Genomic DNA, 20,371 nt, shown 5'->3' with positions numbered 1-20,371 from the left:
GTCATGACAGCACCGCGGTGACCTGCGGGAAGTGCCGCATGTACGCCTCGCCCATGGTCTCGTGGGGCAGGCCGAGGTTCGGGCCGGCGTTGCGCTTGAGCTGCACGCCGCGGCGGATCGCGAGGTCGGTGTAGTACGACCACATGTGCTTCTGCGCGGGCAGGCACTCCATCGCCGCACGCTTGCGGGCGAAGGCGTCGGTGATGTCGAGCAGCACGTTCGGTGTGAAGTCGCACTGCTCGGGCTGGTGCGGCTCGAAGAAGAAGACGGGCGGGGCGCCGATGATGTCGTCCTTCGCCGGGTAGCTCCCATCGGAGTTCGCGACGCCGATCGCCTGCGCGAGCACGCGTGCCTCCAGCGCCATGCGCGCGGCGGCGGGGTGGTCGCCGTTGTAGGGGTCGCGGAGCGTGTGGGTGAGCACGACCGTGGGCTGCACGCGCCGGTAGAGGTCGACGAGGCGCGAGACGGCGTCGCGCGACTCGACGAGAGGGTAGTCGCCGAGGTCGAGGAACTCGATCTCGGCGCCGAGAGCGGATGCCGCGGCCTCGGCCTCGTCGCGCCGGATGCGCTTGATCTCGTCCAGCGACTTGCCGTCGAGCCACTGGCTGGCGGACTCGCCGCGCTCGCCGTACGACAGGCACGCCACGACCGCGCGCTCGCCGCGGAGGGCCGCCGAGGCGATCGCGCCGCCCGCGCGCCACACGAAGTCGCCGGCGTGGGCGCTGACGACCAGGAGCGTGTCTGTCATGCGGTCAGCGAACCACATCAGGCCCAAGATCGTCAACCAGATTGTCGACAATCCGCGGAAGGCGCTCCGTTCCCCCCTCGTTCGCCGCGCCGATCGTGCCGAAGAACCCTCTCGTCCGCGAGGCCGAGCGAGCGACGGTGTCGTAGAACCAGTCCAGAGCTGCGGCGTGCTGGGTGGTGCTGCGCCGGTACACGTGCAACTCCGCCTCCGGCAACTCGAAGGGCACGTCCGTGACGTGCAGCGGCCACTGCGTCGACCACCCTTGCGCGAGCGTCTCGGGGATCGTGGCGATGAATCCGCCCGCGATCAGGATCGGGGGAAGGGACGCGAAGTGCTGCACCGACACGACGGGCGGCGCCACGTCGCCGAGGCGGGCATGGGCCGCCTCGAGCAGCTCCGTGCCGGGATCGCCGGTCACGACGATGCGACGTGCCGCCCGGTACTGGTCGACCGTGAGCGCATCGGCGGCGAGTGGATGGCCTTGCGCCATGGCGACCCGATACGACTCGCGCTTCAGTCGGCGGTGCGCGAGATCGTTGCCGAGCCGCGCGGGCGAGATCGCCAGGTCGATGATTCCCCGCGTGAGCGCGTCCACGAGCATCTCGGGCTGCAGCCGCGCGACCTCCAGCCGTGCTCGCGGAGCCAGGGTGTTCAGCGCGTCGACGATCGTGGGCAGCCAGCCGATCTCACCGAGCTCGGAGAGCGCGACCCGGAAGACGCGCTCCGTCGTCGACGGGTCGAACTCGAACACCGAGTCCAGTGCGCGGTCGACGCTCGACATGGCGTCGCGCAGATTGGGATAGATCGCCTCGGCCAGTGGCGTCGGGCGCATTCCGTTGCCCGCGCGCTCGAAGAGCACGTCGTCGAACTGCGCACGCAGACGGCCGAGCGACTGGCTGACGGCCGACTGCGTCACGAAGAGCCGGCGTGCCGCGATCGTGAGGCTGCGGGACTCATAGACGGCGACGAAGACTTTCACGAGATTCAGGTCCATCGCACTCCGGCATCGTTAGCAGAGGGAAACCGGCTATTAGGACAACTGTAGCCAGACCTCCGCCGGTTCTTAGTAGCGTTTATCTCTCGCGCGGTCGGCGGCGACCGTGCCGACGAAGGAGTCGCTGATGACCGTTCCCGTCCGCCACGACGAACATCGAGGCCGCCCCCGTCACGGGGCGGATCGTGACCGCGCCGTGGCGGCCGTGCGCGAACTCCTCGATGCCCTCGGCGAGGATCTCGCGCGTCCGGGGATCGTGCGCACCCCCGACCGGGTCGCCGATCTCTTCCTGGAGCTGACCTCGGGCATCGGCGCCGACGTCGCCGACGCCCTGGGCGAGCCCATCCCCGTCGCCGACGGCACCGGGGGAGAGCTCATCGCTGTCACCGGCATCCGATTCCGCGCCCTGTGCGAGCATCACCTCCTCCCGTTCGACGGAGTCGCCGACGTGTACTACCGTCCGCGCAGCCTGCTCGCAGGTTTCGGACGGATCGCTGCGCTCGTCGACCGCGCATCGCGCCGGCCGCAGCTGCAGGAGACCCTCGGTGCCGGCATCGCGGATGCGCTCGTGTCGAGGCTCACGCCCTACGGGGTGGCGGTGCGGATCGAGGCGCGCCACGAATGCATGAACCAGTTCGCTCCCTCGACGGCCGACGCGCGCGTGGTGACGATCGCCGGTTCGGGTTCGATGGCCGACGTTTCGTGGCTGCTCGCCGAACCGCGGTGCGGGCGCGATTAGCACTCGGAGATGGACTATTAGCAGCAGTGAAAGAGAAGGGGGTTGCCGGTAAGTGGAACTTAGGTAGCGTGGCCGTGGACACACCGAATGTGTCTCTCAGAACGAAGGAGTTCGCAATGGCCGAGTCACTCGCAGCGGCGATCGAACGGGCCGGCAGCGCAGTGAACCTCCTGCGCAACGCGCAGGCACGGCCGACGATCTTCCCGGTGACCGCCGAGTTCAGCAACTGGCGCTCGGAGCAGCAGTCGTGGCGCACGTCGGTGGCGCTGCTGGACCAGTCGCACCACATGACGGACCTGTTCATCACGGGGCCCGACGCGCTGCGGCTGCTGAGCGACACCGGCGTGAACAGCTTCACGAACTTCGCGGTCGACAAGGCCAAGCAGTTCATCGCGGTCAACCATGAGGGCTACCTCATCGGCGACGCGATCCTGTTCTACCTCGCGGAGAACGAGTTCGACCTCGTCGGCCACCAGATGGTGATCGACTGGGTCCAGTTCCACGGCGAGTCCGGCGACTACGACGTCTCGTTCGAGCGCGACGGCAACTCGATCGTGCGGGCCGGAAACCCGAAGCTCTACCGTTACGAGCTGCAAGGGCCCCACGCACTGGCGCTCATGGAGCGCGTCACCGGCGCGCCGGTGCCCGACACGAAGTTCTTCCACATGGCGACATTCACCATCGACGATCTCGCGGTGCGCTCGCTGCGTCACGGAATGGCGGGCCAGCCGGGGTTCGAGCTCTTCGGCCCGTGGGAAGAGGGAGAGCGCGTGCGAAACGCCCTCGTCCACCACGGAGAGGCGTTCGGGCTCGTGCTCGTCGGCTCCAAGGCGTACTCGTCGGCGAACCTCGAGTCGGCATGGGTGCCCTCGCCGCTCCCCGCCATCTTCAGCGGGCATGACACCGATCGGTACCGCGAGTGGCTTCCCGCAGCGAGCGCGGGGTCGCTGGCGGGCAGCCTCGCGTCCGACCGCATCGAGGACTACTACGTCACGCCGTACGACCTCGGCTACGGACGCAGCGTCTCGTTCGACCACGACTTCATCGGGCGCGAGGCGCTCGAGGAGCACGCGGCGAACGCGGCTCGGCAGAAGGTCACGCTGGTGTGGAATGCCGACGATGTCGCTGCGGCCCAGCGTTCCCTGCTGGAGCCGGGAGTCCCCGCCAAGTACATCGACTTCCCCAAAGCGCGCTACGGCCTCTACCAGGTCGACCGCGTCCTGGTCGACGGCAAGGACGTCGGCATCTCGCACGACGCCGGATACATCACCAACGAGCAGGTCTTCGCATCGCTCGCGAGCATCGAGAACGCGTATGCGCAGCCGGGGACCGAGGTGGTGGTCGTGTGGGGCGAGGAGCCCAACTCGAGCAAGCCGGCCGTCGAGCCGCACCGCCAGGTGCAGATCCGTGCGGTCGTCGAGCCCGCGCCCTACTCACGTTTCGCGCGCGAGAACTACCGGAAGAACAGCGGCGCGTGACGACGCCTGCGACAGCGAAACAAGCGACAGCGAATCAAGGAGGAATCGTGGCAAGCCTGCAGGACTATCTGGATGAGCGCGGCAACGTCGTCGAGACGCTGCGGAACTCGCAGCTGGGCACATACATCTACCCGGTGGTGCCCGCGGAGTTCTCGAACTGGCGACGGGAGCAGAAGGCGTGGCGCCAGACGGCCGTCCTCTACGACCAGACCCACCACATGGTGAACTTCTTCATGACCGGCCCCGACGCGCTGAAGCTCATCTCCGACACCGGCATCAACTCGTTCGCGAACTTCCCGGTGAACACGGCCAAGCAGTTCGTGCCGACCTCCTCGACGGGCGGCGTCATCGGCGACGGCATCCTGTTCCATCTCGCCGAGGACGAGTACGTCTACGTCGGCCGCGCGCCCGCCGCGAACTGGCTGCAGTTCCACGCCGAGACCGGCTCCTACGACGTCGAGACCCGCTACGACGACCGCTCGCCGTCGCGCCCGTACGGCCAGGCCGTCACGCGCGAGTTCTACCGCTTCCAGATCCAGGGGCCCAACGCCTGGCCGATCATCGAGAAGCTCGCCGGTCGGGAGGTCGAGCAGGTGCGGTTCTTCCACATGGGAGAGCTCGAGGTCGCCGGCGAACAGGTGCGGACGCTCCGCCACGGCATGGCCGGCGCCCCGGGCCTCGAGATCTGGGGACCCTACGAGCAGCACGGCAAGATCCGAGACGCCGTGCTCGAGGCGGGACGCGAGTTCGGCATCGAGCCGTGCGGCTCCCGCGCCTACTCGTCGAACACCCTGGAGTCGGGGTGGATCCCGTCGCCGCTGCCGGCCGTCTACACCGGCGGCGACATCGAGCGCCGCTACCGCGAGTGGCTTCCCGCGGACAGCTACGAGGCGATCAATGCGCTCGCGGGGTCGTTCGTGTCGGACGACATCGAGGACTACTACCTGAACCCGTGGGACCTCGGCTACGGCTCGTTCGTGAAGTTCGACCACGACTTCATCGGCCGCGAGGCGCTCGAGAAGGTCGACCCCGAGTCGCAGCGCAAGAAGGTCACACTGGCGTGGAACGACGAGGACCTCGGGAAGATCCTCACGACGGTCATCGACCGGGAGGGGCCGGGCTACCAGTTCTTCGATCTGCCCAACGCGAACTACGGCTCCTCGAACTACGACGCCGTGATCGACGCCGACGGGAACACCGTGGGCCTGTCGCTCTTCACCGGCGTCACGGCGAACGAGAAGCGCGGCCTGTCGCTGGCGACCGTCGACCGCGACGTGCCGATCGGCGCCGAGGTGCGCGTGGTGTGGGGCGAGCCCGACGGCGGCTCGCGCAAGACCACCGTCGAGCCGCACGAGCAGATCGCGGTCCGTGCCGTCGTGAGCCCGGTGCCGTACGCGGTGACGGCACGTCAGGAATACCACGGCGGCTGGCGTACGGCCGGAGCGGCCTGACCGGCGCGCTCGCCGGGCACGCGGTGGGCTCGGACGCGGGCGCGCGCGCGGGGTTGCGGCATCCGTCCCGGGCACCCCTTCGGGGGGTCGCAACACGCGGGGTGGGGTGGTCGGTTCCGCGTGTTGCGTCACCTGAGCGTGGCGGGCTTCGGCGCGGGCGCGGGGTCGCGGCGTGACGTGCCACCTTCGCGATCGCGCGCCTCGCGCGGAGGTGGCGGGTGTGGTCGCGCAAAGGCTCGGGTGGTGGCGTGTCGTGCCACCTTTGCTGCCGGCCCTGGGTGGAGGGGCGCGCGTGCGCGCCTTGGGTGGAGGTGGCGGGTGTGGTCGCATTAGGGCTCGGGTGGCGGCGTGTGGTGTCACCTTTGCCAGCGCGCCTTGGGCCGAGGTGGCGGGTGTGGTCGCACTAGGGCTCGGGTGGCGGCGTGTGGTGCCACCTTTGCCAGGGTGGCTCGCGCGGAGGTGGCGGGTGGCGGCGTGTGGTGTCACCTTTGCCGGCGGGGCTCACGCGGAGGTGGCGGGTGTTGTCGCGCGAGGGCTCGGGTGGCGGGGTGTGGTGCCACCTTTGCTGCCGGCCCTGGGTGGAGGGCGCGCGTGTGCGCGCCTTGGGTGGAGGTGGCGCCCGGTGTCGCGCAAGGGCGGGGGTGGCGGCGTGTCGTGCCACCTTTGCTAGCGGGCCTTGGGTGGAGGTGGCGGGTGTTGTCGCGCGAGGGCTCGGGTGGCGGGTGTGGTCGCACTAGGGCTCGGGTGACGGCGTGTGGTGCCACCTTTGCTGCCGGCCCGGGGTGGAGGGGGCAGCGTGTGGTGCCACCTTTGCCGGCGGGGCTCGCGCGGAGGTGGCGGGTGTGGTCGCGCAAAGGCTCGGGTGGTGGCGTGTCGTGCCACCTTTGCTGCCGGCCCTGGGTGGAGGGGCGCGCGTGCGCGCCTTGGGTGGAGGTGGCGGGTGTGGTCGCATTAGGGCTCGGGTGGCGGCGTGTGGTGTCACCTTTGCCAGCGCGCCTTGGGCCGAGGTGGCGGGTGTGGTCGCACTAGGGCTCGGGTGGCGGCGTGTGGTGCCACCTTTGCCAGCGTGGCTCGCGCGGAGGTGGCGGGTGGCGGCGTGTGGTGTCACCTTTGCCAGCGTGGCTCGCGCGGAGGTGGCGGGTGTGGTCGCGCCAGGGCTTGGGTGACGGCGTGTGGTGCCACCTTTGCTGCCGGCCCTGGGTGGAGGGGGCGGCGTGTGGTGTCACCTTTGCCAGCGTGGCTCGCGCGGAGGTGGCGGGTGTGGTCGCGCAAGGGCGGGGGTGGCGGCGTGTGGTGTCACCTTTGCCGGCGGGGCTCACGCGGAGGTGGCGGGTGTGGTCGCGCCAGGGCTCGGGTGGCGGCGTCTGGTGTCACCTTGCTGCCGGCCCTGGGTGGAGGGGGCAGCGTGTGGTGTCACCTTTGCCGGCGGGGCTCACGCGGAGGTGGCGGGTGTGGTCGCGCGAGGGCTCGGGTGACGGCGTGTGGTGCCACCTTCACGCTCGTCCCGGCGAGCGGCTGGTCAGCCGGCGTCGCGCTGGGAGACGAGGCGCTCGAACCACGCGAGGGTGCTGCGCGTCATGTCGGCCGGCTGGCCGGACGACTCCAGCGCCGCCAGCGCGGCGCGCACCTCGTGCTCGCGGCGCACCGCGTGCTGCGTGCTGCCGTGCACGAGGCGGTTGATGAGCGCCGCACCGTCGGGGCCCAGCTCGTCCGCCATCTGCGTGCGGAGCCACTCCTCCGCGCCGACGGCGCGCGCGGCGCCGAGACCCTCGAGCACGAGCGCCGCGAGGCCCTTCATGAAGACGCTGCGCAGCAGCCGCAACCGGGCGGCTTCGCCCGCGTCGCCGTCGACGATCTGCACCGGGACCTCGAACGGGCCGACGAGCGCCGCGAACTCGTGCGCGCCCGGACCGCTCGCGAGCAGCGGCGTGCGATGCCCTGCACGGACGACCGGCGCCAGCACCGCGACATCCGCCATCGCCCGTCCGCGGTCGGCCGCGAGCCGCGCGATGTCCGCCTTGAGCTCGGGAGCCGCCGTGTTGAGGTCGGCGTACACCGCACCCTCGGGGACGTGCGGGAGCGCGTCATGGGCGACGGATGCCGCGGCGTGGCCGGTCACGAGACTCAGTGCCACGTTGGCTCCCGCGAGCGCGTCGGCGAGCGTCGCGAACTGGGGGACGTCGGGGTCGCCGAGCTCGTGGGCGGGGTCGAAGCCGCGGACGTCGGCGCCGGCGTGGGCCAGGCCGCGCGCGTAGCGGCGGCCGGCCTCGCCGAGGCCGAGGATCGCGATCGTCGTCATGGCGGAAACCCTAGGGCACGGCCGTCGTGCCGACGGGCGCGACGGCGTCGTGCGGGTCGGTGTCGAGGCTTTCGAGGTACTCCAGCGAGCGGCGCGAACCGCTCACGAGCGAGCGGATGCCGTGCGTGCGCTCGTCGACGTCGGGGCGGTAGGCGATCGCGAGGTCGTGGGCGATGCCGGCGGCGGCGCGTCGCAGCAGCTCGGCATAAGGATGGGGCGAGACGCCGTCGTTCGGCACCACGACGCCGATCGCGGCGTACACGGTCCCCCCTGGCCCGATGATCGGCACCGCGATGCCGCGGGATTCGGGGTGGATGTGCCCCTCGGTCACGGCATAGCCGTCGTCGCGCACCTTGCGCAGGCGCGCGCGCAGCTCCGGGCCGGTGCGGATCGTCCGCTCGGTGTACACCCGCAGGCCTTCGGCGATGACTTCCGCGACCAGGGACGGGTCGGCGTGGGCCAGCAGCACCAGTCCGCTCGACGACGCGTGCAGCGGGATCCGTCCTCCGATGAGCGTGGCGTTGACGACGGCGTCGCGTGTCGACATCCGGTCGATGAACAGTACGTCGTGCCCGCTCAGCACGCCCAGCTGCGTGTGCTGCCGCACGCGCTCGTGCACCGCCCCGAGCCACGGGCGGGCGATCTCGCGGAGGCCGACCGCTCCCGGCGTGCGACTGGCGAACTCCCACAGCCGCACCCCGAGGCGGTACGTCCGGTCGGGGAGACGCTCGAGGAGACCCTCGTGCTCGAGCTCGGCGATGAGGCGATGCGCGCTCGATCGGGGGATGGCCGCCGCGTCGGCGATCTCGCTGAGCGTCAGGAACGGATGCCACGCGTCGAAGCTCTCGAGCACCCGCAGGTGACGGTGCAGCACCGACTCTCCGGCAGATCCTCGCGCCACGGCATCCTCCTCGATGACGCCGCCATGCTAACCCCCGCGGCGCGGCATCCGTCCCACCCCCCCGGACTCCCGGGGCGCAACACGCGGGATCGACGTGGCCATTCCGCGTGTCGCGCCACCCGAAGCCCGACCGCCAGCGGCCAGCGGCCGGCGGCCGGCACCGGGGCCCTCAGTCGTTCTGGCGGTACACCGTCCGGGCGAAGTCGTGGTACGGGGCGGGGGCGACGGTCGCGCGGATCCGCACCTGGCGGTGGTCGGCGTCGACGGAGTGCTTGCGGGAGACCGGATCCTCGCCCCACACCACCTCGACCTCGTCTCCGTCGCCGAAGCCGGCGTCCAGGGTGGCGAGGGACATGTAGAGCTGGTCGTACGCGATGTATCCGGCATCCGTCGAGATGCCCACGAGCTGCCCGTCCTTGTGGACCTCGTCCATCTGGTAGAACCCGTAGCGGGCCTTCGGGAAGTCGAGGTACTTCGCCGGCGTGCCCGGCTCGAGCTGCGACCGCACCACGGCGGCGACGTCCTCCGCATTCCAGATCAGCGTGACCTTGCGGCGGCGCTGATTCTCCGCGTGCTTCTCGAGCGCCTCGCGGCCGTGGAAGTCGTGGTCGAAGCGCACCGAGCGTCCGAGCCCGATGTCGAAGGGCGTCATGTAGTAGTCGTGGATGTCGGTCGAGTACAGGGATCCGGCGACCGAGCCGATGCGCCCGGCGGGCAGCCAGTCGCGGTACTCCGCGAAGTCGTCGTCGAACACGGCGGGGAACGGCGTCGGCACCCAGCCCGCCTCGAGCGGCGTCGACGAGTAGGCTTTCGCCCCGACGCGGCGGATGCCGTGCTCCTCGCCGGCCTCCATCAGCGCCTGGAGCACGACCTCGTTGTCTTCCCACGGTCCGAAGAACTCGAAGCCGGGCTGGCCGGCCATGCCGTGCCGCAGGGCCTTGACCGGGCGCCCGGCGATGGTGACGTCGCCGATGTGGAAGAACTTGATCTCGGGCGCCGGACCGCCGAAGACCTTCTCCATGACGAGGTCGGCGTGCGGTCCCTGCAGCTCGTAACGGTAGAACGTGGGCGGCGCCTGGCGCATGTGCGAGTTCGCCTCGAGGCGGTAGCGCACGTCCTTTCCGGCATCCTGCGCCTTCTCGACGTTGAAGCGCACCCAGTCGATGAGGATGTGGTGCCCGATGAGCACCAGTCCCTCGGGGCCCTCGGAGTTGTAGAACAGGATGCCGTCGCCGATGAGGTAGCCGTCCTTGTTCACCGAGATGAGCTGCTTGGCGACGCCGGGGCGGAAGGTCGCGAACGTGTTCGGCGAGATCGAGCTGAGGAGCGGGATCAGGTCGTCGCCGTCGAGGAACAGCTGCGTCATGTGGTGCGACTGGTCCATGAGCGCGACCGAGGTGTTCCACGCCCGCTGCTCGTCGCGCCAGTTGGTGAACTCGGGCGCCACCGGGAAGGTGAACGCCGGCCAGTTCTGGTTGCGCAGCAGCTCGACGGGGCTGCCGGCCCGGTCGATCGCCTGCGCGAGCGTCTCGGTCGTCGCGTCGGTCGTGGTCGTGGTGGTCATCAGCGACCCTCCTTCTTCGTTGAAGCTGCGGTCAGCGTAGAAGCCCCGGGAGCCGCCTCCTCGCCGGAGTTCCATTGGCCGGAATCGGATGCTGCGCCTGCGCGCGCTGCGCCCGAACATCGGATCGGAGGTCACGGTCCGGGAACTTCACACCAAAATCGTTGACAATCTGACCGCGAATCCGTAGCTTTCCGAGCAAGGGGAGCACTCGAGGCCCCGGATCGACCGTGACGACGCGACGACGCGAAAGGTGGAGCATGGGTGCTCGGCTCGCAGTCCGCGACGTCAGCCTTCACTTCGGCGGAGTCAAGGTGCTCGAGGATGTCGCCTTCACGGTCGAGGCCGGTCAGATCTTCGGTCTCGTCGGGCCGAACGGCGCCGGCAAGACGTCGCTGTTCAACTGCGTGAGCGGGCACTACCGCCCGAGCGCCGGTTCGATCACGATCGACGACGACGAGGTGCTCGGCTCGGCGCCCGCCGCACTCGCGCGGAAGGGACTGGCGCGCACATTCCAGCATCCCGCGCTCCAGCTGCGCGAGACGGTGCTCGAGAACGTGCTGCTCGGCGCTCACAGCCGCCTGCCGGGCGGCCCGGTCGAGTGGTCGCTCCGGCTTCCGCGCACCGTGCGATCGGATAAGGCGCTGCGTCAGGAGGCGCTCGACCTCCTCGAGGCCCACGGACTGGGGTGGGCCGCCACGACCCGCGCCGACGAGCTCTCGCACGGCCTCCACAAAGGCGTCGAGATCTGCCGCGCCCTGCTCATGAAGCCGAAGCTGCTGCTGCTCGACGAGCCCGCGGCCGGCCTGCCGCACGCCGAGGTCGAGCAGCTGATCCAGACGGTGCGCCGGGTGCGCGACGACGGCATCACGGTCGTCATCGTCGAGCACAACATGGGACTGATCTCGGCCCTCACCGACCGCGTCGTCGTGCTCGACCACGGGCGCAAGCTCATGGAGGGCTCGGCGGCCGAGGCGCAGGCCGACCCCCGTGTCATCGAGGCGTACCTCGGGAAGGACGCGGTCGATGACGCTGCTTGAAGTCGCCGATGTGCGCGCGTTCTACGGGCGCGTGCAGGTGCTCGAGGGCGTCTCGCTCACCGTTGCGGACGGCGGCGCCGTCGGCATCCTCGGTGCCAACGGCGCGGGCAAGACGACGACCCTCCGCGCCGTGTCGGGCACCGTGCGCTCGACGGGGACGATCCGCTTCGACGGGAAGGACCTGCGAGGTCTGCGCCCCGACCAGGTCGCCGCGCTCGGCATCGCGCACGTGCCCGAGGGGCGAGGCACGTTGTCGGATCTGACGGTGCGCGAGAACCTGCGGGTCGGCGCCTACCGGCGCAAGGACGCCAAGGCCATCCGCTCCGACGTCGACTACTGCCTCGACCTCTTCCCGCAGCTGCAGGACCGCATCCGCTCCAACGCCTCGGCGCTCTCGGGCGGCGAGCAGCAGATGCTCGCGATCGCCCGCGCGATCATGGCCCGGCCCCGGCTGCTGCTGCTCGACGAGGCATCCCTCGGCCTGGCTCCCGGTACGGCGAAGACCGTGTACCAGGCGATCGGGCGCCTGCGCAGCGAGTCCGGCATCGCGATGGTCGTGGTCGAGCAGAACGCCAACCTCGCCTTCACCCTGGTCGACAGCGCGACGGTGCTCGAGACGGGGCGCAATGTCCTCACCGGCTCGACGGCGGAGCTCAAGGGCATGGACGAGATCCGCCGCGCGTACCTGGGGGGCTGAACGATGGGCACCTTCATCCAGCTCGTGATCGACGGCCTGTCGACGGGGTCGATCTACGCGGCGCTGGCGCTCGCCATCGTGCTCGTGAACCAGGCCACGGGGCTCATCAACTTCGCGCAGGGCGGCATGGCCGTGCTGTCGGCCTACATCGCGTGGTCGCTGAACGGCTTCGGCGTGCCGCTGATCCTCGCGATCCTGGCCGCGATCGTGGTCTCGTTCTTCCTCGGCGCGCTGATCGAGCGCTACCTGATCCGGCGCTTCGAACGGGGCGATCCCGACACCGCGGTCGTGGTCACGATCGGCCTGCTGACCCTCATCACCGGGATCTGCGCATGGATCTGGACGTACAACAACCGGCTCTTCCCGTCGCTCTTCCCGCTCGAGACCATCCAGATCGGCGGCGCCGTCATCAGCATCCGCTCGCTCGGCACGATCATCGTCATCGTCGTGATCATGGGGCTCATGCAGGCGCTCTTCCTCGGCACGAAGCTGGGACTGGGGCTGCGGGCCGTCGCGATCAATCCGGCCTCGGCCGCGTTCTCGGGCATCAACGTCGGCCGCAACCTGATGGTCGGCTGGGGCCTGGCCGCCGTGCTCGGCGCCGTGGCCGGAGTGCTCGTCGCCCCGCAGCTGACACTGACGCCCGGGATGATGGACTCCGCCCTCGTGTACGCGCTCGCCGCGTGCATCCTCGGCGGCCTGTCGAGCCCGATCGGCGTCGTCGTGGCCGCGTGGCTGATCGGCGTGCTCGAGAACCTCGCGGCGGTCTACATCCCCTTCATCGGACACGATCTCAAGATCGCTGTGCCGTTCATCCTCATCTTCGTCGTACTCCTCGTGCGGCCAGAGGGCCTGTTCGGCCGGAAAGCGGTGGTGCGCGTCTGATGCCTTCGACCGCGGATTCCTCGAACCGGACCGCCCTGCTCGATCGGGCCCCCTTGCTCGAACGAACCTGGGTGCGGTGGGCGGGGTACGGCCTCGTCGTCGTGCTGATGATCATCGTGCCGCTGATCCTGCCCGAGTTCGCCAATCAGACGATCGCGCGCATCGGCGTCTTCGCCGTCGCGGTGCTCGGCCTCAATGTCGTGATGGGCTACACCGGCCAGGTCTCGCTCGGTCAGATCTTCTTCGTCGGCGTGGGCGCCTACGCGACGGCCTTCGGCGTCAACGCCGACTGGAACATCCTCCTGGTCTTCCTCTTCGCGGTCGCGCTGCCCGGCGTGCTGGGACTCCTCGTGGCGCTCGCCGCTGCGCGGCTCGGCGGCCTCGCCATCGCGATGGTGACCATCGCGCTTCCGCTCATCGGCGTGCCGCTGGCCAAGCGCCTCTCCGACTTCACCGGCGGCTCGCAGGGCACCTCGGCACGATTCTCGGACGCACCCGAATGGACGGGCCTCTACGACGACCAGTGGCAGCTGTACATCGTCTTCCTCATCGCGGGCATCACCTTCCTCCTCACGCGCAATCTGGTGCGCGGCAAGTACGGCCGCGCGTTCGCGATCGTGAAGGGCAACGAGGCCGTGGCCGGCTCGATGGGCGTCTCGCCGTACCGCTACAAGGTGCTCGCATTCACCATCGCCTCGCTCATCGGCGGCGTGAGCGGCTTCCTGTACATGGTCGTCGTGCAATACACGTCGCCCGAGACCATGAGCTTCGGCCACTCGATCGAGCTGCTGGCGTCGATGGTGATCGGCGGCGCGGGCAGCATCGTCGGCTCGCTCCTCGGCGGCATCTGGTACGTGGTCGTGCCGCAGATCACCAACATCATCGACCCGAACATCACGGCGGTGCTCCAGGGCGCCATCCTGCTCGTGGTGCTCTTCATCCTCCCCGGCGGCCTCGTGTCGCTGCCGAGGCTGTGGCGCCGTCGCGGGCGGAACGCCGGCTCTCCCCGCGGTCCGGGTGCGACCGGAGCAGGGGAGCGGACGGATGCCGCGGCATCCGTCTCCGGATCCTCGACCGTCGGCGACGCCCTGGGCGCCCCGCCGGGCCCGCCACCGGCGACACCGGAGACCTGACCCTCGCCGCCGTACCACCCAGACGCAGTCACGAACACAGTCACGAACAACACAGAGAGGCAGGACAATGAGCACGAACCGCAGGAAGATGCGCGTCGCTTCGGTCGTCGCCGGGATCGGCATCGTCGCCGTGCTCGCCGCCGGCTGCTCACGCGGCGGCGGCACCCCCGACAGCACCGAGTCGGGCGCACCGGCCGAGGCGAGCCCCGGCATCACCGACTCGTCGATCACGCTCGGCATCACGACCCCGCTCTCGGGCCCCACCGCCGGGCCCGGCACGTGCACCGTCGCCGGCATCACCGCCTACTTCGGCGCCAAGAACGCCGACGGCGGCGTCGAGTTCGGCGACGGCAAGAAGCGCACGGTCGAGATCGAGGCGCTCGACGACGAGTACGACCCGCAGAAGGCCAAGGCGAACTACGACCAGCTGAAGAGCAGCGTGTTCGCCATGACCGCGGGTCTCGGCACGCCCACCAACCGGGCGTGGCGCGAGGCGGCGATCGCCGACGAGGTGCCGCAGGTGCTGATTCAGACCGGCGACCCCATCTTCAGCAACCAGGAGGAGAGCCCGTGGCAGCTCGGCTACGTGCCGACCTACCTCAACGAGGGTGAGGCCTTCGGCGAGCTGCTGGCGGGGTCGGCCGAAGACCACAAGGTCGCGATCCTGTCGCAGAACGACGACTACGGCGAAGGCTACGTCGAGGGCTTCAAGACCGGCATCGAGGGTGCCGACAACATCGAGATCGTCAAGGAGCTCACGTACGAGGCCACCGACACCTCGGTCGACGCGCAGCTCACCGAGCTGGCCGGCTCAGGCGCCGACGTGTTCGTCAACGCGATGTCGATCACGCCGCTCGTGATCTCGTCGCTGCAGAAGGCGCAGGAGCTGGGCTGGCTGCCCTCGTGGTTCCTGCCGTCGAACACGTCGAGCCCGAGCGCGATCCTCGAGCCCGGTGGCGCGGCCGCGTTCCCCGGCGTGTACACGGTGGCGTTCGCGCAGTCGGCGGCCGCACCGACCTTCGCCGAGAGCGAGGAGGGCGCCGCCTTCCTGGAGCAGCTGAAGGAGTACGCGAACTACCCCGACACCCCGGCGTTCCCGCACTGCGTGTGGTCGTACCAGATCGGCGCGACGCTCGAGCAGGTGTTCGGCGAGATGACCGAGCCGACGCGCGCCGACTTCATGAAGGCGCTGCGCTCCATCTCCGGCTTCACCGCGCCGCTGATGCTCGAGGGCTCCACCGTCGACACGACCGTCGACGGCCAGCCCGCCGTCTCGACGGTGCAGGTGCAGAAGTACAACGGCAAGGGCTACGCCCCGGCCGAGAGCTGGGACGAGTGACCTGAGGGGGGAGGGGCGGCCGGAGCGTCCTGCCGCCCCTCTCCGTCTTCTTCGTCGTCGAAAACAGGAGATCTGGCGAGGACAGGGCCATTCGGCGTCGGCCGTCCTGTCTTCGTCAGATCTCCTGATCCGGTGCGGGCGCCGCAGGGTGCCGGTGGCCGGGGCTCGCCGCATCCTTGGTGGGAGCAGGAGATCTGGTCGGCACAGGACGCTCTGCCGAAGATCGTCCTGTCTTCGTCAGATCTCCTGATCCGGTGCGGGCGCCGCAGGGTGCCGGTGGCCGGGGCTCGCCGCATCCTTGGTGGGAGCAGGAGATCTGGTCGGCACAGGACGCTCTGCCGAAGATCGTCCTGTCTTCGTCAGATCTCCTGATCCGGAGAACGGATGCCTCGGGCGAAGCCGGTCTCGGAGCCTGTGGAACGGCTCACTCCATGCCGTGCAGCACCTCGACGATGCCGGAGAGGTGGGCGCGCGTGGCGGCCTCGGCGGCGTCGGGGTCCTTCGCGAGGATCGCGTCGATGATCGCGATGTGCTCGGGTGCCGACGTCGCGGCCCGCCCGGGGTGGAAGGCCAGCCGGAACTGGTGTCGGGCGGACTGCGCCCGGAGGCGCTCGAGCAGCTGGGTGGCGGTGCCGTGGCGGCTGAGGTCGCGGATGCGGCGATCGAGCTCCTGGTTGAGGCGCGAGTACGAGACGAGGTCGCCCGACCCGATGGCGGACTCGATGTCGGCGCGCAGCGTGCGCAGCCGGTCGGCATCGACCGGGGTGAGGTTCTCGGCGGCCTTGCGCGCGCACAGCGTCTCGAGCCCGATGCGCACCTCCACGATCTCGATCGCCTCGTCGACGGTGATGGCCCGCACCCGCGCACCCCGGTTGGGGAGCCGCTCGACGAGACCTTCGCCGGCGAGGTTGAGCAGCGCGGTGCGCACCGCCGCCCGCGAGGCGCCGTAGCGCTCACTGAGATCGGCTTCGATGAGCCGCTGGTGCGGCGCGAACTGGGCGTCGAGGATGGCCTCGCGGATCACCTGTGTCAGGTCGGGTCGCTCCGTAGCCGCCTCGTCGCTGAGCACTGCGGCATCCGTCATCTCGGTCATCCCCCTTCGGAGCGTTCGCCCGTGCACTGACACTATCTCGCGACCGACGGGACGACGGGAAGAATCTCATACGAAATCCGCGCAAAAATCGTCGACAATCTTGATTCGGATGCCGCCGGAGGAGCAGGCTGGAATCAGACTGCAGGCCCACAGAGAGGTGGTCGGAGATGACTGATGTCGAGAACGCGGTTGTGAGCACGGACGCGGTGCGAGGCACGGCCGAGACCGGTTCGCCCGGCGGCGCGGCGGTGCGCACCGGCCTGTACATCGGGGGTGAGGAGCGGTTCACCGACGAGGTGCTGCGCATCGCCGATCCGGCGAAACCCGGGGTTGTCGTGGGCGAGGCGGCGGCGGCGACCGCATCGGATGTGAAGGATGCGGTCGCCGCGGCGAAGACGGCATTCCCGGGGTGGGCCGCGCTCACGCCGCAGGAGCGGGCCGCGCACATGGCCGAGGCGATCGCCGGGATCGCCGACGACCGCGACACGGATGCCGCGATCCTCTCGCAGGAGAACGGCAAGGTGCGCATGGAGGCCTGGATCGACGCGCTCGTCTTCGAGATCCGCTGGAATCTCGCGCTCATGCTCGCCGACGACGTCGACGCCTCCAAGACGCTGCCGCCGGTGCCCGGCGCCATCCCGGTGTCGACCGACGTGACGTACCAGCCGCTCGGCGTGGTGACGGTGATCGTGCCCTTCAACTGGCCGATCGCGATCCTCGCGGCATCGCTGCCGCACGCCCTGCTGGCCGGCAACACGGCGATCGTGAAGCCGCCGCCCTCGGCGCCGCTCGCGACGACCCGCGTCGTGCAGCGCGTCGCCGAGAAGCTGCCTCCGGGTGTGCTCAACGTCGTGACGGGTCGCGACCAGGACATGGCCGCTCTCATCCAGAACCCGGACATCGCGAAGGTCTGCTTCACCGGCAGCGTCAACGGCGGGAAGCGCATCATGGAGATGGCGTCGAAGACGCTGACGCGGGTCACGCTGGAGCTCGGCGGCAACGATGCGGCGGTCTTCCTCGAAGATGCGATCCTCGACGACACCCACCTCGACCGGCTCTACGCCGCGATCTACGACACCACGGGGCAGATCTGCATGAACGCCAAGCGGGTGTTCGTGCACCGCTCGCGACTCGACGAGGTCGTGGCGGGCCTGACGTCGCGCCTCCAGGCCGCCCGCCTCGGCTACGGACTCGACGAGGGCACCACGATGGGCCCGCTCCACCAGTCGGCGCAGAAGGCGTTCGTCGACGAGATCATCCAAGAGGCGAAGGATGCCGGAGCCGACGTCCGCGAGTTCGGCGAGCTCCCCGGCGGCGAGCTGGAGGGCGGCAACTTCGTGCGGCCGGCCATCGTCGTCGACCCGGGTCTCGACCTGCGCGTCGTCACGCAGGAGCAGTTCGGTCCCGTCATCCCGGTGATCCCGTTCGACGACGAGGACGAGGCGGTGCGGCTCGCCAACGACACATGGGGAGGGCTCTGCGGTTCGGTGTGGACGGCGTCGCCGGAGGCGGCGCAGCGCGTCGGCGCGCAACTGGTGTGCGGCTACGTGTGGGTCAACGACCACGGCGCGACGCGCCTGGACCTGCGCGCGCCGTTCGGCGGCATGAAGCAGTCCGGCTTCGGCCGCGAGCAGGGGATCGAGGGCGTCCGGGCGTTCCAGGACACGCGCTCGATCGCCACCCTCGACCCGGAGGTTCTCGCCTCGATGGCCCACTGACCTCCGGCCCGCGAGACCACAGCGGGTGGACGAGACGGTGGGGGATCCCCTGCCTCTCGTCCACCCGCTGTCGTCTCACCGGGTGGGGGAGGCGAGGGCCGCGGCGCGGGGGTCAGTGCTCCAGGCGCGCGACCAGGTCCAGCCCACGGCGGGCCCAGGCGATCTCGCCCTGGGCGCGCTCGACGAGGCCTTCGTAGGCGAAGCGCTTGTAGGCGATGGTGCGCGCGCGGTCGGCGTCCGCGGTCACCGCGAGGCGCCGCACGAGCATGGGGTTCGCGACGGTGTCGATGCGCGCGAGCTCGCCCTCCCACTGCGCGAGCTCGCCCTCCCACTGGGCGATGTGCCGCTCGAGGAAGGCGCGGGCGGCCTGGGGCGACGTCGCCTCGAGGTATGCGGCGCGCAGGTGCGCGGGGTCGCGCACGCGCTGGTAGTCGAGCGGGGCGGCCATCCAGTCCAGAAACGCCCGGTCGCCGGCATCCGTCACGTGGTACATGCGGCGCGTGCCCCGTTCGCCGCGGGGCTGCTCCTCGCCCTCGATGAGGCCCGCCTCCTCCATCTTCCGCAGCTCGGGATAGATCTGCGAGTCGGGCGCGTGCCACACGTGCCCGACCGACTGGTGGAACTGCTTCTGCAGGTCGTAGCCCGACAGAGGCCCGACGCGCAGGATCGCCAGCAGTGCGTAGCGCAGACTCATGCCACTCCCTCCTTCCTCGCCCGAGGGTAGCGGGCCGGAAACGCCGAGACCCCATTGGACGGACGAGACCGCGGGTCGTGCCCACGGTCTCGTCCGTCTGCTGGGGTTTCGGCGGATGTCTCCTCGCCGTCCCCATGATGGTTCGAGGGGGCCCGCCCGGCACGGGCAGACCCCCTCGGGTCAGGGGCGGGTCAGGCGGATTCCGTGTAGCCGGTGCGCCAGCCGCCGTGGTAGGACTGGCGGGCGACCGTGGAGTACGGCACGGGGCTGACCACGGCGCGCACCTCGAGCTGCTTGTGCGGCTCGACCGACGCCTTCTTCGTCCCGCCGTTCGGCTCGCCCCAGACGACCGTCACCTCCGCGCCCTCGGGCACGTCGGGGTTCACCGTCGCCAGCGACAGCGCGCGCTTCTCGTTGGCGCTGTAGCCGGTGAACATCGAGAATCCGACGACGTTGCCGTCGGCATCCGTCACCGAGTCGTAGTTCGCCGACCCGTAGTTCGCCAGGGGCAGGTCGAAGAACTTGTAGCTGTCGCCCTCGGTGTCGAACAGCGAGGCGAAGATCTTCGTGACGTCCTCGGCGTTCCACGCCAGCGTGACCTTGCGGCGCTGCGTGGCCGGGTCGATCTTCTCGAGCGCGTCGCGGCCGATGAAGTCGTGGTCGAACTTCACGAACGAGCCGTAGCCGAGCTCCCACGGGGTCAGGTAGTAGTCCTCGATGTTCTGCGACACGAAGGATCCGGCGAGCGTGCCCGTCGCCTCGTAGCTGTCGACCCCGAGCCACTCGCGATAGCCGCGCTCGGCCTCGCCGGAGTAGATGGCGGGCAGCGGCGACGGGATCCAGCCCGACTCCAGCGTGTTCGAGGGGTAGGCGCGTGAGCCGACCGGTACGAGCCCGAACTCGGCGCCCGCCTCGACGATGACGTCGCGCACCCGGTGGTGATCCTCGTAGGGACCCCACACCTCGAGCCCGGGGGCTCCCGCCATGCCGTGGCGCAGGGTGCGGACGTTCGCGCCGCCGATCTGCATCTCCGACATGCTGAAGAACTTCAGCTGCTCGAGCGGCCCGCCGTTGAGCTTCTCGATGACCTGCCAGGCCGCCGGCCCCTGGATCTGGAACCGGTAGTACCTGCGGCTCACCGCGTCGCCGTACGGGCGCGAGGGCGAACGGCGGTCGACGGTGACGTCGAGGTTCGCGTAGCCGCCGGTCTCACCGTGGTACAGCAGCCAGTTCGAGGCCGGCGCACGGCCGACGTAGACGTACTCGTCCTCTGCCTCGTGGAAGAGGATGCCGTCGCCGATGACGTGCCCCGACGCGGTCGTCGGCACGTACTGCTTGGCGCGGTTCACCGGGAAGGTCGCCACGGAGTTGATCGCCGTGTCGGAGATCAGCTTGATCGCGTCGGAGCCCTTGAGGAACACGTTGTCCATGTGGTGCGACTGGTCGTAGAGCACGGCGGTGTCGCGCCAGGCCTTCTGCTCCTTGATCCAGTTCTGGAAGTCCGCGGGGACCACCGGGTAGATGTACGAGCCGATCTGCGAGTTTCGCAGCATCTCGACGGCGTTCTGCCCGTCGATCAGCTCCTGCAGATTCTTCGCCAT

Annotated in this window: 17 protein-coding genes; 9 read left to right on the top strand and 8 right to left on the bottom strand. The window is 69.9% G+C overall.

Going from position 1 to position 20,371, the window contains the following annotated elements; genetic code table 11:
* Nucleotide 1 precedes the first annotated feature (1 nt).
* Together ACN9MP_RS17960 and ACN9MP_RS17955 are read right to left on the bottom strand one after the other, a co-directional pair.
* Complete coding sequence (locus ACN9MP_RS17960; protein WP_426322459.1) at nucleotides 2–748, bottom strand: PIG-L deacetylase family protein; 747 nt, start codon at nucleotides 746–748, stop codon at nucleotides 2–4.
* 4 nt (nucleotides 749–752) lie between these two features.
* Nucleotides 753–1,742 (bottom strand): LysR family transcriptional regulator, encoded by a 990-nt coding sequence (locus ACN9MP_RS17955; RefSeq protein WP_426322457.1) that lies wholly within the window; start codon nucleotides 1,740–1,742, stop codon nucleotides 753–755.
* A 127-nt stretch (nucleotides 1,743–1,869) separates the two neighbouring features.
* Here ACN9MP_RS17955 and folE point away from each other — a divergent pair, with 127 nt between their 5' ends.
* From folE to ligM (ACN9MP_RS17940), 3 genes are all read left to right on the top strand, one after another.
* Nucleotides 1,870–2,481, top strand: a complete 612-nt coding sequence (folE, locus tag ACN9MP_RS17950) for a GTP cyclohydrolase I (protein WP_426322455.1) — start codon at nucleotides 1,870–1,872, stop codon at nucleotides 2,479–2,481.
* Nucleotides 2,482–2,597: 116 nt separating this feature from the next.
* On the top strand, nucleotides 2,598–3,959 hold the full coding sequence (locus tag ACN9MP_RS17945; protein WP_426322453.1) for an aminomethyl transferase family protein: 1,362 nt from the start codon (nucleotides 2,598–2,600) through the stop codon (nucleotides 3,957–3,959).
* A 44-nt stretch (nucleotides 3,960–4,003) separates the two neighbouring features.
* Nucleotides 4,004–5,410 carry a vanillate/3-O-methylgallate O-demethylase gene (gene ligM, locus ACN9MP_RS17940; RefSeq protein ID WP_426326114.1) on the top strand — a complete coding sequence of 469 codons (1,407 nt, stop codon included), beginning with the start codon at nucleotides 4,004–4,006 and terminating at the stop codon, nucleotides 5,408–5,410.
* A gap of 1,519 nt (nucleotides 5,411–6,929) precedes the next feature.
* On the opposite strand, the gene ACN9MP_RS17935 is transcribed toward ligM (ACN9MP_RS17940), so the two are convergent.
* From ACN9MP_RS17935 to ACN9MP_RS17925, 3 genes are all read right to left on the bottom strand, one after another.
* Nucleotides 6,930–7,709: a DUF1932 domain-containing protein gene (locus ACN9MP_RS17935; RefSeq protein WP_426322452.1), complete on the bottom strand. Its 780-nt coding sequence runs from the start codon at nucleotides 7,707–7,709 to the stop codon at nucleotides 6,930–6,932.
* Nucleotides 7,710–7,719: 10 nt separating this feature from the next.
* Nucleotides 7,720–8,610: an IclR family transcriptional regulator gene (locus ACN9MP_RS17930; protein ID WP_426322451.1), complete on the bottom strand. Its 891-nt coding sequence runs from the start codon at nucleotides 8,608–8,610 to the stop codon at nucleotides 7,720–7,722.
* 169 nt (nucleotides 8,611–8,779) lie between these two features.
* Complete coding sequence (locus ACN9MP_RS17925) at nucleotides 8,780–10,174, bottom strand: aminomethyl transferase family protein (RefSeq protein WP_426322449.1); 1,395 nt, start codon at nucleotides 10,172–10,174, stop codon at nucleotides 8,780–8,782.
* A 257-nt stretch (nucleotides 10,175–10,431) separates the two neighbouring features.
* On the opposite strand from ACN9MP_RS17925, the gene ACN9MP_RS17920 reads away from it, so the two are divergent.
* The 5 genes from ACN9MP_RS17920 (at nucleotide 10,432) to ACN9MP_RS17900 (ending at nucleotide 15,265) form a co-directional block, all read left to right on the top strand.
* Nucleotides 10,432–11,211, top strand: a complete 780-nt coding sequence (locus tag ACN9MP_RS17920; RefSeq protein WP_426322447.1) for an ABC transporter ATP-binding protein — start codon at nucleotides 10,432–10,434, stop codon at nucleotides 11,209–11,211.
* Entirely contained in the window at nucleotides 11,198–11,908 is a 711-nt protein-coding gene (locus tag ACN9MP_RS17915; RefSeq protein ID WP_426322445.1) for an ABC transporter ATP-binding protein, read from the top strand. Before ACN9MP_RS17920 ends, ACN9MP_RS17915 begins: the two co-directional genes overlap by 14 nt.
* 3 nt (nucleotides 11,909–11,911) lie before the next feature.
* Nucleotides 11,912–12,793, top strand: a complete 882-nt coding sequence (locus ACN9MP_RS17910) for a branched-chain amino acid ABC transporter permease (protein WP_426322443.1) — start codon at nucleotides 11,912–11,914, stop codon at nucleotides 12,791–12,793.
* 53 nt (nucleotides 12,794–12,846) lie between these two features.
* Nucleotides 12,847–13,926 (top strand): branched-chain amino acid ABC transporter permease, encoded by a 1,080-nt coding sequence (locus ACN9MP_RS17905; protein ID WP_426322441.1) that lies wholly within the window; start codon nucleotides 12,847–12,849, stop codon nucleotides 13,924–13,926.
* Between the two features lie 67 nt (nucleotides 13,927–13,993).
* On the top strand, nucleotides 13,994–15,265 hold the full coding sequence (locus tag ACN9MP_RS17900; protein ID WP_426322439.1) for an ABC transporter substrate-binding protein: 1,272 nt from the start codon (nucleotides 13,994–13,996) through the stop codon (nucleotides 15,263–15,265).
* Between the two features lie 424 nt (nucleotides 15,266–15,689).
* Here ACN9MP_RS17900 and ACN9MP_RS17895 read toward each other — a convergent pair whose 3' ends face one another.
* The gene (locus tag ACN9MP_RS17895; RefSeq protein WP_426322437.1) at nucleotides 15,690–16,358 is read right to left on the bottom strand and encodes a GntR family transcriptional regulator; all 669 of its coding nucleotides are present in this window, start codon (nucleotides 16,356–16,358) and stop codon (nucleotides 15,690–15,692) included.
* 167 nt (nucleotides 16,359–16,525) lie between these two features.
* On the opposite strand from ACN9MP_RS17895, the gene ACN9MP_RS17890 reads away from it, so the two are divergent.
* Nucleotides 16,526–18,076, top strand: a complete 1,551-nt coding sequence (locus ACN9MP_RS17890; protein ID WP_426322435.1) for an aldehyde dehydrogenase family protein — start codon at nucleotides 16,526–16,528, stop codon at nucleotides 18,074–18,076.
* Between the two features lie 112 nt (nucleotides 18,077–18,188).
* On the opposite strand, the gene ACN9MP_RS17885 is transcribed toward ACN9MP_RS17890, so the two are convergent.
* Both ACN9MP_RS17885 and ligM (ACN9MP_RS17880) read right to left on the bottom strand, forming a co-directional pair.
* Nucleotides 18,189–18,770, bottom strand: a complete 582-nt coding sequence (locus ACN9MP_RS17885) for a PadR family transcriptional regulator (protein ID WP_426322433.1) — start codon at nucleotides 18,768–18,770, stop codon at nucleotides 18,189–18,191.
* Nucleotides 18,771–18,961: 191 nt separating this feature from the next.
* Nucleotides 18,962–20,371 (bottom strand): vanillate/3-O-methylgallate O-demethylase, encoded by a 1,410-nt coding sequence (gene ligM / locus ACN9MP_RS17880; RefSeq protein ID WP_426322431.1) that lies wholly within the window; start codon nucleotides 20,369–20,371, stop codon nucleotides 18,962–18,964.

This window comes from Microbacterium sp. E-13 (assembly GCF_049912955.1).
Taxonomy (GTDB): Bacteria; Actinomycetota; Actinomycetes; order Actinomycetales; family Microbacteriaceae; genus Microbacterium.
The sequence above is the reverse complement of the archived record's forward strand: the minus strand, read 5'-3'. Positions and strand labels throughout refer to the sequence as shown.

What these genes read in the sequence shown, in the direction of transcription:
- ACN9MP_RS17960 (WP_426322459.1), bottom strand. Translation starts at nt 748, where the DNA reads ATGACAGACACGCTCCTGGTCGTCAGCGCCCACGCCGGCGACTTCGTG.
- ACN9MP_RS17955 (WP_426322457.1), bottom strand. Translation starts at nt 1,742, where the DNA reads ATGGACCTGAATCTCGTGAAAGTCTTCGTCGCCGTCTATGAGTCCCGC.
- folE (WP_426322455.1), top strand. Translation starts at nt 1,870, where the DNA reads ATGACCGTTCCCGTCCGCCACGACGAACATCGAGGCCGCCCCCGTCAC.
- ACN9MP_RS17945 (WP_426322453.1), top strand. Translation starts at nt 2,598, where the DNA reads ATGGCCGAGTCACTCGCAGCGGCGATCGAACGGGCCGGCAGCGCAGTG.
- ACN9MP_RS17935 (WP_426322452.1), bottom strand. Translation starts at nt 7,709, where the DNA reads ATGACGACGATCGCGATCCTCGGCCTCGGCGAGGCCGGCCGCCGCTAC.
- ACN9MP_RS17925 (WP_426322449.1), bottom strand. Translation starts at nt 10,174, where the DNA reads ATGACCACCACGACCACGACCGACGCGACGACCGAGACGCTCGCGCAG.
- ACN9MP_RS17920 (WP_426322447.1), top strand. Translation starts at nt 10,432, where the DNA reads ATGGGTGCTCGGCTCGCAGTCCGCGACGTCAGCCTTCACTTCGGCGGA.
- ACN9MP_RS17915 (WP_426322445.1), top strand. Translation starts at nt 11,198, where the DNA reads ATGACGCTGCTTGAAGTCGCCGATGTGCGCGCGTTCTACGGGCGCGTG.
- ACN9MP_RS17910 (WP_426322443.1), top strand. Translation starts at nt 11,912, where the DNA reads ATGGGCACCTTCATCCAGCTCGTGATCGACGGCCTGTCGACGGGGTCG.
- ACN9MP_RS17900 (WP_426322439.1), top strand. Translation starts at nt 13,994, where the DNA reads ATGAGCACGAACCGCAGGAAGATGCGCGTCGCTTCGGTCGTCGCCGGG.
- ACN9MP_RS17895 (WP_426322437.1), bottom strand. Translation starts at nt 16,358, where the DNA reads ATGACCGAGATGACGGATGCCGCAGTGCTCAGCGACGAGGCGGCTACG.
- ACN9MP_RS17890 (WP_426322435.1), top strand. Translation starts at nt 16,526, where the DNA reads ATGACTGATGTCGAGAACGCGGTTGTGAGCACGGACGCGGTGCGAGGC.
- ACN9MP_RS17885 (WP_426322433.1), bottom strand. Translation starts at nt 18,770, where the DNA reads ATGAGTCTGCGCTACGCACTGCTGGCGATCCTGCGCGTCGGGCCTCTG.
- ligM (WP_426322431.1), bottom strand. Translation starts at nt 20,371, where the DNA reads ATGGCGAAGAATCTGCAGGAGCTGATCGACGGGCAGAACGCCGTCGAG.